Consider the following 12,341-nt stretch of genomic DNA (forward strand, 5'->3'; position numbering starts at 1 on the left):
ATGGCGCGCGACGGCTGGCTCTTTGTGGGTCCCGCGCTAGCGGTGTTGGCCGTCGGTGGGATTCTCTGGGTGGCCGGCGCGCGGCTCGGCGGCGCGTTGATCGCGCTTTTGGGCGGGGCGGCGGCGCTGGCCTTCGGCTACTTTTTCCGCGACCCCGACCGTCGTCCCCCCAACGATCCCGAGGCGGTGGTGGCCACCGCGGATGGACGGATTGTGGTGGTCGGACCGCATCCCGACGGCGGCACCCAGATCCATACGTTTCTGTCCGTTCTCGACGTCCATGTCAACCGCGCGCCCGTATCAGGGGTGGTGCGCGAGTCCGTCCACCATCCCGGCAAGTTCGGGCTCGCCTGGAAGGACGAGGCCGGGTCGCAGAACGAGCGGCACGACCTGGTGATTGAGTCGCCGCGCGGGACGATTCGCTCGGCGCAGATCGCCGGAATTCTCGCACGACGTATTATCTGCACCCCGCAGGTGGGCGATACATTAAGACAGGGGGACCGGATCGGGATGATCCGCTTCGGCTCGCGCGTCGAGGTGATCGTGCCCGACGGGTTCGCGCCGACCGTCAAAGTCGGCGATCGTGTCAAAGCCGGCGAAACGGTGATCGCGCGCCGGCTGGAGAATTGAGCTTATCGGTTTCCGAGCGCCCGCCATGCCCGAACACGACGACCGCCATGTCCGCAACTTCCGCGGGATCTTCCCGGGGATGTTCACGATGGGGAACCTCTTCTGCGGGTTCCTGTCGATTCTCTCGTCGATGGACGGCGAATGGCGGCATGCCTGCCAGTTCATTCTGCTGGGATTCTTCCTCGATGGCCTCGATGGAATCGTGGCGCGGGTCTCCCGCGGGGCCACCCGGTTCGGTGTCGAACTCGATTCCTTGGCCGACCTGATCACCTTTGGCCTGGCACCGGCGATTATGGTCTATTCGTTCCGTCTGAAGGACCTGGGCAAATGGGGCTGGGTGCTCGGCTTCGTGTTCGTAATGTGCGGCGCGTTCCGGCTGGCGCGCTACAACCTCGGCGCCAAGACCGGGCCGCGCGAGGGTTTTGAGGGGTTGCCGATTCCCGCCGCCGCCTCGCTGCTGGTGTCCTACACGCTGTTTAGCTTCGAACTGTGGGGCGAGCTGAAGTATGTGCGACTGCTGATTGCGATGACCCTCGTCACGTCGGGATTGATGGTGTCGACGATTCCGTACGAGGACAAGCCCACCAGCTGGCGATCGCTTAAGGACAGAATCAAGTTTCTCTATCTCCTGATCGGTGTGATTGCGGTGCTCATCGACATGTCCAAGACCGCGTTTCCCTTGGTGCTGGGCTATGTCGCCTACGGCCTTGTCCGCGAGATCATCGAGACCGTCTCCAACGGCGGCTCGCTGGAGCGTCCGTTGCGCCTGCCGCGCCGCCGCCGCCAGGTCGAGCATAAAGAACCCTGGCAGTAACCTCAACGGCGCCGCGCGATCAGCTCCATCACCGCCGGCGTGATCATGAGGGCGTGCGGCGTCTTCTCCACCCGCTCAAAGGCCTCCCCGATCTGATGCGCCCGCTCGGCGGTCATTAGTCCGAGACTGACCAGGCGCTGCGGGCCGATGCGGACGAATGACTTCGGCCACTGCCAGATGAAGTTGCCCGGCGGCACGATGTCGATGATCGGCCGCATCTCCACGATCTCAAAGCCGCACTCTGGCAGCCAGAGCGGCAACTGCAGGCCGATGTCCGGCTCGCCGCCGTCGGAGCGCCAGTTTGTCATCACTTCCGCGACAAATTCCTCAATTTCCGGGCAGCGCGGCGTCGTGCGCCAGGTCGAGTAGTCGAAATACTCATGAATGACCAGTACCCCGCCGTGGCGCAACGATGGCGCGATCGCTTCCAGCAAACGGCGGGGTTGTTTCAGGAATGCGAACACCCAGCGGCACCAGGCGCCATCGGCGGCCGTTTCCGGCAGCCGGCCATCCTCCAGATCCGTTTCCACGGTGCGGATGTTGCCCAGCCCGTATCCCGTGGCCGCCGTCTCCAACGTATCGAGGAATCGGCGCGAACGGTCCAGCGAGAGGACGCGCCCGCCGTCGCCCACGATACCCGCCAGATCAATCGAGGCATACCCCGGGCCGCAGCCGATGTCGAGGATGGTCTGCCCGACGGTGAATCCGGCGCGCCGCCAGGCGTCCAGCGCCCGCGGCCGCCAGACCCGGTGTTGGATGCCCAGACGGACGATCTCCTCATCGTGGGTGCCCAGTATGTAATCACGCTCCTGCGTCATCGAACCGTTCTCCCTCGTCTTGGGACTGCCAGCTGCATATTGTCCCGTTGCGCGACATCCTACGCAGAACAGGCGCCGTATTCAACCCGTGTGTGCGGGGATTTCCGTGCCGCGTTGAGTCGGAAAGCGTCGTCGGCGGATCGCTCGATCACGTAACCCGGCGGCCGACCGTGGCTAAAGCAGCAGCGTCGTCACGATCACCTGCGCCAGGATGATCTTGGCGATCATCGACGCCGGCTGCACGGGAGCATACCAGAGGTTGGGCAGGTCGTTTTGCGCCTGCTGATTGGCATAGGCGAGACAGGCGGGTTGAGTTTGCACGCCCGCCAGCATGCCCATCGCCGCCGACATCGGCAACCCCAGGCGCTTGTGCGCGACCACCAGCACGCTGACCGACACGAACGACACGATCGCCAGCGCCACCACGATCATCCCGATCGCCCCGCTCTGAATCGTTTCCATGAGACCCAGGCCCGCCTTGGTGCCGATGGCGGCCAGGAAGAAGACCAATCCGATCTGGCGCAGGACCAGGTTGGCATTGTAGGGCAGACCCCACTGGATTCTTCCGGTGCGCTCCAGACGTCCGAGGATCAGTCCCACGATCAGCGGCCCGCCGGCGAAGCCGAGCTTGAACGAGGTGCCATTGGGCAGCGGGATCGGCGCCATGCCGAGGAAGACTCCCAGCACAATCCCCAGCGACAGCGACAAATAATCGGTTTCCGACAGCGCCTTCAGCGAGTCGCCGAAGAAGTCGGTGATGCGCTCGATCTCCTGCCGCGGCGAGACCACCAGGATCCGATCGCCCATTTCCAGCGTGGTGCTCGGCGACGGCACAAATTCGACATCGTTGCGACGTAGACGGGTGATCGCGCCGACAAAGGGCCGTTGCTTTTGCAGTTCGCTGATCGTGCGGCCGACCACCGGGCGCTCCGAGACAAAATACCAGCGATAAGCGGTGTCGTCACGACGCGCGGCGATCTTCTCCTGCGACTCCTCGCCCAGATACAGATGCGCCGCGCGCAACGCCCGCGCCGGTCCCACCGCAATCACCAGGTCATTGGCCGCCAGCACCGTGTCGGGATTGGCCACTTCGATGGTCTCGCCCTTCTTGATGCGGGAGAGCACAAAGTCCGGATCCTCGATGGTCGCCATGAAGCGCTCGATGGTCATCCCGACAATCGCCGGATTGCTTACCCGGAAGGTGCGGCTGACAATCTGCTCGGCTTCCGATTCCTTCTCGCGCGCGGCGGTCTCCCGCTTGAAGTCGACGCGGAATGCCTTGGAGAGGACGGTGATCCAGAAGATCGCACCCAGCACACCGATGGGGTACGCAAGACCGTAGGCAACCACCGGGCTGTTGACGTAGTACTCGACACGGTCGGGCGGGAGGGACGGTCCCATGTTCTTGACCGCCTCGACCGCCGCCGCCAGGGCCGGCGTGTTGGTCAGCGAGCCGCAGAACAATCCCGCGATTGTCGCCGCCGAGAATCCGAACACTTTGCCCAGCACACCCGCCAGCGCCGCCGATGAGACCAGGATCGCCACCGCGATCAGACTCATGCGCAGACCGCGCTTGTGGAAGGAGGCGAAGAAACCCGGCCCCGCCTGCAGGCCGATGGCATAGACAAACAGCACCAATCCGATGATGTAGATGTGCTCGGGCAGAATCAGGCGCGGATCGATCGCCGAGAAGGCGATTCCGACAAACAGCAGGGCCGCCACCCCGAGTTTGAACCCGAAGATGCTGATGTTCCCGATCAGGTACCCCAGCCCGATAATCGTGAACAACAGCAGCAGATTGTTCTGTGCCAGAAGGTCGAGAAAACCTGGCATGCCCCGCTCCCCCGCGCGCGCAGCGCGCCATCCAACTTACGCTTCGCGACCGGGTGCGTCGAGACCAATGCCTCCCGCTCCGGTCGTCTTTGTCACCCCATCCGCGCAATCAATGCTCAAACGGTCCGGTTAGCCCCACTGGGCCAATAGGAGCAATCTGTTGTTGTGCAATGTGTTGCGCGCTGCGAAAAACGGTTGGGTTTGGCCTGTCCGGCGGGTATACTACGTGCGGAAGAGCAATGACTGGCAACGTACCGTTCACCCCCGCAAAACTGAAGAAGGCAGTAGTCTGACTGTATGGTTATGGTTACCGGCAAAGTCACTGTTCGGTTGAAAGAGGGAGTGCTCGATCCGCAGGGGCAGACCATTCAGCGCGCGCTGGAGCATATGGGCTATCAGGGAATCGACCAGGTGCGCGCCGGAAAGACGTTTGAGATCAAGTTGAATGCCGCCTCGCCCGAGGCGGCCCGCGCCCAGCTGCGGGACATGTCGGAGAAGTTGCTCGCCAACCCCGTGATCGAAACCTTTCATGTGGAGGTCGTCGAGTGAGAATCGGTGTCGTCACCTTCCCGGGTTCGAATTGCGACTATGATGCCTACGCCGCCTTTCGCCATGTGCTGGATTGCCCGGTCGAGTTCCTCTGGCATGCCGATCCGGATCTGCACGATGTCGACTGCGTGATTCTGCCCGGCGGGTTTTCGTTCGGCGACTATCTGCGCGCCGGGGCGATCGCGCGCTTTTCGCCGGTGATGCAGTCGGTGATCAAATTCGCCGCCGACGGCGGGCTGGTGTGGGGCATCTGCAACGGGTTCCAGGTGCTGACCGAGGCCGGGCTCCTGCCCGGCACGCTGCGCCGCAACGCGCACATGCGCTTTACCTGCCAGAACGTGCGCCTGCGCGTCGAGAACAACAAGACCCCCTTCACCCGCGGCGCCCGTGTCGGTCAGATCCTGAAGATGCCGATTGCTCACGGCGAGGGGAATTACTACGCCGATCATGACGTCCTCGAACGCCTGGAGGCCAACAACCAGGTGGTCTTCCGCTATGTCAACGCGCAGGGCGAACCCGATCTGCGTTCCAACCCGAACGGGTCGCGCCACAACATCGCCGGGATCGTCAACGCGCAGGGCAATGTCCTGGGCATGATGCCGCACCCCGAGCGCGCGGTCGAATCAATCCTCGGCAGCGCCGATGGGCTGGTGCTGTTCCAGTCGCTTCTGGGCGTCGGCGTCCCCGCGGTCGGCACCGAGACCCCCTCGGCGTCGCCCTTGATCGAAAAGAGGCGGGCCCGGGTGTGAGAGGCCGCGAGATCACCTTCCTCATCGTCGGCATCGTGATGGCCGCCGTCGCCGGGGCCCTCGTCGGCCACCTGGTCGGCTCGTTTCTGCCCGACGGCACGATGAAGACGATCTTCACCAGCAACATCGAAATCGGCCTGGGCAAGGGCGCGGCGCTGCACCCCGTCGAACCGGTCAACCTCGACCTCTATGCGGTCGCGTTCGCCTTTGGTTTCACGCTGCGGATCAATTTCGTCAGTGTGTTGTTTGTGCTGTTGTTGTTGATTTATTTCCGGTGGTGGTATCTGTAGGAGGACGGAATGTTCGGCGGCATCGGCATGCAGGAATTGCTCCTCATCTTTCTGGTGATCTTGCTTCTGTTCGGTGCCAAGCGCATTCCCGATATCGCCCACGGCCTCGGCAAGGGGATCCGTGAGTTCAAGCGCGCCATGGACGAGACCAAATCGGAGATCGACCGCGAGATCAACCGTCCGGCGACACCCCCCGAGCCGCGGCAGAATTCTGAATCTTCCGGCACGCCCGCGCCGTAGCAGGGCTGGACGACAACCAACCAGACGGGACGTGACTCTCATGTTTGCCGAAGAGGATATCAACCGCATCGCCGCCTGCCTCAAGCCCGAGGTGCGCGAATTCCAGAAAGACCACTACCACCTCCGGCTGGTGTCCAGCGCCGAGCGCCGCGCCCTCAGCATCGATCTGTATCCCGAAACCCGTCTGGGACGCCAACTCGGATCGATGGTGGTGGTCTACACCTCCGGCGGGCATCTGCAATTGCACAACTGCACCGGCTTTGTTGTCTCCGATGAACTCGGCGAAGTGACTTTCGTCGGTGAATCGGGCGGACGGATTTCCGGCCTGGTGGTCGAGCGCGAGGCCGGCTGCTCGCTGTACGCCAACATCAACCGCGACCTGATCTCCAGCGATTTCACGAAACTGGGTGTCGAAGTCATGCTTGCCGGCGTCGCCATCAGCATCGCCGAAGGGCTGCTGCACGACGCGCCCAAAGAGTGAGGCAGGAGCGTCCGGCGCGATTCGCGGCCGCCGCAAAAGCAAAGAGCCGCCCATCGGGCGGCTCTTTTTTCGTCGCCTGAGACAATCGAGTTACGGCGTCATGCAACCGACACGGCTGCAGAGGCATGGGGCGCCGGAGGGCTCCACGCCCTGGCACATGTAGCAGAACTGCTCGCCCGCCTTGCAGCGATTGCTCGGCTCGCAGTACAAGAACGGCTCCACCGCCAGTTTACAGATGTACGGCTTCGCTTCCAGCGATTCGGCCGTCACCGACGACCAGATCACGCCGGCCGCGAACGCCAGCACGAAGGCCCCCAGCACAAGACCTGCTTTGCGCATGAATCCCTCCTGACAGAGTGGGTTGACAGACGATGCCCCGGCGGGGCCGGGACCACAAAGGATGCCATGAGTATGCGCAGATCCGTCGCCTGCGGCAAGCGGAAATTCCGCGGGCGGGCGCGGCATAAAGCAAAAGGGCCGATCATCGATCGGCCCTTCGGCGCAAAGTTGGTTGCCGGGTTTTACCGCCGGAAGTTCTTCGCCCCTGCCATGTCCTCGACAAACGCTTCGAGGTCTTTGCCCATCTCTTCGGCGGTCTGGTAGCGCTGGCGCGGGTCCTTGGCCAGCGCCTTGTTCACGACGAAATCAAATAGCCCCGGAATCACCGGATCGTGTTTCGACGGCGGCGCCGGGTTCGACTGCGTGATGGAGTAGATCAAAGCCGAGATGTTCGGTCCGTCGAACGGGCGGCGGCGAGTGAGGACTTCGTAGGCCACCACGCCGAGGGAGAACAGGTCGCAGCGGCGGTCGACCGCCTCGCCGCGCAGTTGTTCCGGCGCGATGTAATACGGCGTGCCCATGGCGATGCCGGTCTGGGTCATCGACATTGCGCCCGATTCAAACCGCGCGATGCCGAAGTCGGTCACCTTTACGTTGAAGTCATCGAGCACCATGATATTGGCCGGTTTGATGTCGCGGTGCACGATGCCCATCTTGTGCGCATAGTCCAGCGCGCCGCAGACCTGGTGCAGCATCTTGGCGACGATGCGGAAGTTCATCACCTGCTGCTTGCGGATGAGCGCCTCCAGCGTCGTGCCCTCGAGAAACTCCATCGCGATGTAGTCGATGTCGCCCTCGGTCCCGACGTCGTAAATCGTCACGATGTTCGGGTGCGACAGTTTGCCGGCGGCCTTGGCCTCGCGCACCAGCCGCTCGCGCAACTCCATCGTCTGCGCCGGGTTCATGCCGCCGGTGGTGCGGATGGTTTTGAGCGCCACCATACGGTCGATCGCCGGGTCCAGCCCCTTGAACACCGTGCCCATCGCTCCCTGGCCGATCACTTCCAGAATCTCATAGCGCCCCAGCCGCTTGAGGCCGGACATGTTCGGGCCCGACTGGGTCGCGAACGCCTCCGGCCCTGACGCCTGTAACTCAATCGGCTCGGGACGGTCAAGATCGATCGGCACCGGCGAACTTGTGCGCGTGCTCGTGTGGCCTTCCACCAGCGGGACATCGCCGTCCATCCCCGGCTCAAAGGACGGTGTGAGCGTGATACCGGCGTTGAACTGTCCTCCCGACGGCGTCGCCTCGCGCCGCTCAGGCGGCGGGGCAGGGAAGGGGGTGCCGCTGCCCGGCGAAGCGTCCATGCTGACCGTCGGCGCTGCGGATACCTCCGGCGTCGGCTCCGGCTCGGCCGGGATGACCCGGTAGGCGCCCGATGTCGAGGCCGGCTTTTCGCCCGGGATGGGGGCCCGCTTGACCGGGCGGGTCAAGGCCACCTTCTCGTTGTTGGGTTTCACAAATGGCGCAAACGCCAGGAACAGCAGGATCTCCAGTGTGGGGTAAAGCGTGTTGGTCACCAGCTTGAGCGATTGATAAAGCACAAAGTTCACGTTCAAGAAGAGCGCGGCGAAGACCACCAGCACGATCACCCGGCTGACCAGACTCACCCGCGGCAGCACCACGGCCGCAAACACCCCGATCCCAATCAGGATGAGCAAGTCGAGAAACGTCGAGAATGTCACGGTGGTGATATAGCGTCCGGCCAGAATGTTGGCGGTCACCGTGGCCAGCTTCTCGGCGCGCGGGAAATCATCGGAAGCCGACGTGCGCAACGTGGTGCCGTAACCCGAGGCGGTCACACCCACCACCACGATCTTGTCGGTCAGACCCTGCAGATCATCCGACCCCTCCAGCACTTTCGCCGCCGAAATCGAACGGCAGGTCCCGGCGGGCCCGCGGTAATCGATGCGCAGCATCCCGCCCTCGTCGGTCGGAATGGTGCGTGCCGCCATCCGCACCGACTCGCCCGGCTCGATTTTCACCTGCAGACGATCGGCGCCGGCGGCGGCGCGCGCCAACTGCAGCGCCATCGACGGGTAGTAATGTCCCTCGTAATTGACCACCAGCGGGTCGCGGCGCACCTTGCCATCGACATCCTGCCAGGTGTTCACATGCCCCAGCCCCCAGGCGGCCCGGCAGGCCTCGGCGTAGGGGATTGTGGCGTTCAGTGATTGCGGATAGGGGAAATCCAAAAGCCGCGCGCCCTCGTCGATCACCACCAGACTCGACTTCGACACATAATCCGGCGCGGTCTGCGTAAAACGGCCGTCCTCCGCCAGCGTAAACCGCAGCGGCAGCACCACGTTGCCGGCGCGGTGAATCATGTCCGCCAAAAAGAGATTGCCTTGGGGATCTTCCATCAGATCGGATGGCAGCTCCACATCCAGCCCGATGGCCTTGGGACGGTATTCGGACAGCATACCGACCAGATAGCCGATGCGTTCGGAATCCCAGGGCCAGCGCCCCAGTTTGTTCACCGCGTCATCGTCGATGTTGACCACCACCACTTCGGAGGGTGGGTCGGTCTTGCGCCCCAGCGACACCATCGTGTCCTGGATGCCCAGTTCCAGCGATGCCAGCCAGTGGTGATTGTCCATGTAGAGCACGATCACCAGCAGCGTGATCAGGCCATAGAGCATAAACGGCCCGAAACGCCGCAGCAGCGTGTTCTCCTGGCGGAAATGCATGCCGTTGAATTTGGACGGTGCGCTTTTCATAGGGATGTCCGCGGTTTGGCCTCGTGTTAGACGTTGCTTCCGGCGACAAACCGGAACACCGAACGACCGACCTGCAGGAGGTCCCCGTTTTTCAGCGCGACCTTGTCGACCGGCTCGCCGTTGACACGTGTCTTATTGCGGTGGCCGACGCTGGAGAGGACATAATGGCCGTTTTCCAGCGCGAGCGTGGCCTGGATATCGGGGACAAACCAGCCGGCAACCTTGACATTGCAGAAACCGGCCTTGCCGAAGGTGAGCGTGCCGCCGGCCAGACGGATCTCATCGGTCGGCGCGTTCTTCTCACCCATCAGCACCGCCACGCCGCCGGAACGGGCGACGATCTCGCGGTCGCGGCGATCGGCCTCCACCTGCTCGCGGTGCTTGCGGGTGTTGAGCGTCATCGTGCCGTCGAGGTCCGACAACTTGGTTTCCGGCTCGACATTCGGACGGAACACCAGCGAGTACTTGCCGATGGTGATCGTGTCGCCGTCGTTGAGGATCTCCTCCTCCACCCGGCGGTTGTTGACAAAGGTGCCGTTGAGCGACTCGTTGTCGATGATCACGCAATTGTTGGGATTGATCTCGATCACCGCATGCTTGCGCGAGACGCCGCGGTTGTCCAGCACGATGTCGTTGTCGGAGTTGCGTCCGACGCTGATGCGCTTCTTTTCGGTGATCACCCGTTCGATCACCTTGTCCTCGTAGCGGACCACGATTTCCGTCATTGCCCCCTCCAACCCAGCCCGGCGAGCGGCCCCGTCGACGCAAATGCCGCCGAACGGCAGGAGTCGCCGGTACGGTTATCTCTTGGCCCGACATTGCCGATCGGGCTGGTGACACCTATATTTCTCGGCATGCGGATCGGAAACTTGACCATCGCCGGACGGGCCCTGCTGGCCCCGATGGCCGGCATCACCGACGTTGTTTTCCGTCGGCTCTGCCGCCGTTTCGGCGCCGCGATCGTCTATTCGGAGTTTCTCTCCTCCGATGGCCTGCTTTTCAACACCATGAGCCAGGAGCACAAACTGGCCTTGGCAGATGACGAGCATCCTGTTGCCTACCAACTGTTTGGCGCGCGCGTGCAGACATTCGGCCGCGCTGCCCAGATGCTTTCGGCTTACCGGCCCGACCTCATTGATCTCAACTTCGGTTGCCCGGTCCGCAAGGTTGTGGGGAAAAACGGCGGCGCCTCGCTTCTGAAGGATCTCGACCTCCTGGCCAGTCTTGTGAAGGAGACTGTCGATGCGGTGCCTCTGCCGGTCACGGTCAAAATGCGCGCCGGGTGGGACGAGAAGACGCTGGTGCACTGCGAGGCCGCCGCGCGCGCGGTCGAGGCGGGAGCGCAGGCGGTGACGCTGCATGCGCGCACCCGCGCCGATGGCGCCTGGGGGCCGAAATATGCCGGTCCGGCAAAATGGGAATACATCGCCGAACTCAAAAGGCATGAGTCCCGTGTGCCGGTCATCGGCAACGGCGATGTCACCTCCCCCGACACCGCCAAGGCGATGCTCGATCAGACCGGTTGCGACGCGGTGATGATCGGACGCGCCGCCGTGGGGCGGCCCTGGATCTTTGCCGAAGTGAACCACTTCCTCGCCACCGGTGAGCGTCTTCCCGAACCGTCGGCCGCCGATGTCCTGACCGTCGCCTGGCATCACATCGCCGAAAAGATCCGCGTGACCCCCGAACCGCCGGCGGTGGTGGTGCGCGGTCTGCGCAAGGTGCTGGCCGCCTACATCAAGGGCTGGCCCGACGCGCACACACTGCGCGACCGCCTCATGCGCGTCGAAGACCCTGAAGCGATTCGCCGCCTCTTTGCCGACTATCTGGCCGGGCACGCCGGCTTGTTGGACAACGCCGACAGCGGTTGGATTGATCAGTATCTGCCGTTGGATCGCGGCTGGATTCCCAAATCCCGGGCGCTGGTGGCCTGACCGATGCGCGCGGTCTATTTCGATGGCCAGTCCGGCGCCGCCGGTGACATGATCCTCGGCGCGCTGGTCGATCTGGGCGCCGATCTTGCCGCAATCCGGGCGACCCTACAGCCGATTGTGCCGGCCGAGTTTGCGCTCCAGGTCGAGCGCGTCTCCTCCTATGGGATCGCCGCCGCCCGCGTGACGGTCACAGTCGAAGAGTCGGCCCGGCACCGTCGTTTGGCGGACGTGGAGTCATTGCTCGATGCCGGCTCGCTGTCGGCACGGGTGCGAACGCAGGCCACTGCCGTCTTCCGCCGTCTGGCCAATGCCGAGGCGCGCATCCATTCGACCACCGTCGATAAAGTGCATTTCCACGAGGTCGGCGCCAACGATGCGGTCATTGATATTGTCGGATCGCTGCTGGCGCTCGAACTGCTGGGTATCGAACGGGTCTATTGCGCGCCGCTGGTGCTTGGATCCGGCGTTGGACGCTCGGCGCACGGCCCGATTCAATTCCCTGCTCCGGCGGCGCTGGAGTTGCTCAAGGATCTTCCCGTGCGCCTGGTCGCCGATCTGGGTGAGACCACCACACCGACCGCCGCCGCCATCCTCGCGGAAGCGGCGGAATTCACGACCGACATTGTCCTGCGCGCCGAGCGCATTGGCTATGGCGCCGGACAAAAGACATTCGCCGACCGCCCCAATCTGCTGCGCGCGACCCTCGGCCTTGTCGATGCCTCCTTCGAGCACGACACGCTCTGGCTGGCCGCCAGCGACATCGACAACACCCGCCCGGAAGTCTTCGAATGGGTCTCTGAGAAGCTGCGCGAGGCCGGCGCGGTCGATGTCGTCACGTTCCCGCTGATGATGAAAAAGGGACGCATCGGCACCCGTATTGAAGCGCTCTGCGCCGATGACGCCCGCGCCGCCGTCGCGGCGGTCATCCTCCGCGAGACCGGCTC

The 12,341-nt window shown here is 63.7% G+C and carries 14 protein-coding genes; 9 read left to right on the forward strand and 5 right to left on the reverse strand.

The genetic code is table 11. The features are described from left to right. Together VNN55_05375 and pssA are read left to right on the forward strand one after the other, a co-directional pair. Complete coding sequence (locus tag VNN55_05375; protein HWO56978.1) at window positions 1-630, forward strand: phosphatidylserine decarboxylase; 630 nt, start codon at window positions 1-3, stop codon at window positions 628-630. Window positions 631-655: 25 nt separating this feature from the next. Continuing rightward, window positions 656-1,444 carry a CDP-diacylglycerol--serine O-phosphatidyltransferase gene (gene pssA / locus VNN55_05380; protein ID HWO56979.1) on the forward strand — a complete coding sequence of 263 codons (789 nt, stop codon included), beginning with the start codon at window positions 656-658 and terminating at the stop codon, window positions 1,442-1,444. Between the two features lie 2 nt (window positions 1,445-1,446). On the opposite strand, the gene VNN55_05385 is transcribed toward pssA, so the two are convergent. Both VNN55_05385 and VNN55_05390 read right to left on the reverse strand, forming a co-directional pair. Then, window positions 1,447-2,262, reverse strand: coding sequence for a methyltransferase domain-containing protein (locus tag VNN55_05385; GenBank protein ID HWO56980.1), 816 nt, complete (start codon window positions 2,260-2,262; stop codon window positions 1,447-1,449). A 174-nt stretch (window positions 2,263-2,436) separates the two neighbouring features. Further along, the gene (locus tag VNN55_05390) at window positions 2,437-4,095 is read right to left on the reverse strand and encodes a TrkA C-terminal domain-containing protein (GenBank protein HWO56981.1); all 1,659 of its coding nucleotides are present in this window, start codon (window positions 4,093-4,095) and stop codon (window positions 2,437-2,439) included. A 297-nt stretch (window positions 4,096-4,392) separates the two neighbouring features. On the opposite strand from VNN55_05390, the gene purS reads away from it, so the two are divergent. The 5 genes from purS to VNN55_05415 are packed head-to-tail and all read left to right on the forward strand — an operon-like array spanning window position 4,393 to window position 6,404. Continuing rightward, window positions 4,393-4,644 carry a phosphoribosylformylglycinamidine synthase subunit PurS gene (purS, locus tag VNN55_05395; GenBank protein HWO56982.1) on the forward strand — a complete coding sequence of 84 codons (252 nt, stop codon included), beginning with the start codon at window positions 4,393-4,395 and terminating at the stop codon, window positions 4,642-4,644. After that, window positions 4,641-5,393, forward strand: a complete 753-nt coding sequence (gene purQ, locus VNN55_05400) for a phosphoribosylformylglycinamidine synthase subunit PurQ (protein HWO56983.1) — start codon at window positions 4,641-4,643, stop codon at window positions 5,391-5,393. Before purS ends, purQ begins: the two co-directional genes overlap by 4 nt. Then, complete coding sequence (locus tag VNN55_05405; GenBank protein ID HWO56984.1) at window positions 5,390-5,683, forward strand: DUF4321 domain-containing protein; 294 nt, start codon at window positions 5,390-5,392, stop codon at window positions 5,681-5,683. The genes purQ and VNN55_05405 overlap by 4 nt, the downstream gene beginning before the upstream one ends. Window positions 5,684-5,692: 9 nt before the next feature. Continuing rightward, window positions 5,693-5,923: a twin-arginine translocase TatA/TatE family subunit gene (gene tatA / locus VNN55_05410; protein HWO56985.1), complete on the forward strand. Its 231-nt coding sequence runs from the start codon at window positions 5,693-5,695 to the stop codon at window positions 5,921-5,923. A 31-nt stretch (window positions 5,924-5,954) separates the two neighbouring features. After that, window positions 5,955-6,404, forward strand: a complete 450-nt coding sequence (locus VNN55_05415) for a hypothetical protein (protein HWO56986.1) — start codon at window positions 5,955-5,957, stop codon at window positions 6,402-6,404. Window positions 6,405-6,494: 90 nt separating this feature from the next. On the opposite strand, the gene VNN55_05420 is transcribed toward VNN55_05415, so the two are convergent. From VNN55_05420 to VNN55_05430, 3 genes are all read right to left on the reverse strand, one after another. After that, window positions 6,495-6,743, reverse strand: coding sequence for a hypothetical protein (locus VNN55_05420; protein HWO56987.1), 249 nt, complete (start codon window positions 6,741-6,743; stop codon window positions 6,495-6,497). 182 nt (window positions 6,744-6,925) lie between these two features. After that, a complete protein-coding gene (locus VNN55_05425) occupies window positions 6,926-9,463 on the reverse strand; it encodes a CHASE2 domain-containing protein (protein HWO56988.1) in 2,538 nt (845 codons plus the stop codon). Window positions 9,464-9,489: 26 nt separating this feature from the next. Next, window positions 9,490-10,188, reverse strand: a complete 699-nt coding sequence (locus VNN55_05430) for an FHA domain-containing protein (protein ID HWO56989.1) — start codon at window positions 10,186-10,188, stop codon at window positions 9,490-9,492. Window positions 10,189-10,332: 144 nt separating this feature from the next. Here VNN55_05430 and dusB point away from each other — a divergent pair, with 144 nt between their 5' ends. Together dusB and larC are read left to right on the forward strand one after the other, a co-directional pair. Next, a complete protein-coding gene (gene dusB / locus VNN55_05435) occupies window positions 10,333-11,397 on the forward strand; it encodes a tRNA dihydrouridine synthase DusB (protein HWO56990.1) in 1,065 nt (354 codons plus the stop codon). A 3-nt stretch (window positions 11,398-11,400) separates the two neighbouring features. After that, a partial coding sequence (gene larC, locus VNN55_05440; protein ID HWO56991.1) for a nickel pincer cofactor biosynthesis protein LarC occupies window positions 11,401-12,341 on the forward strand: 941 nt, incomplete at its 3' end.

The organism is bacterium, assembly GCA_035559435.1.
In the GTDB taxonomy this organism is placed as follows: Bacteria; Zixibacteria; MSB-5A5; order WJJR01; family WJJR01; genus JACQFV01.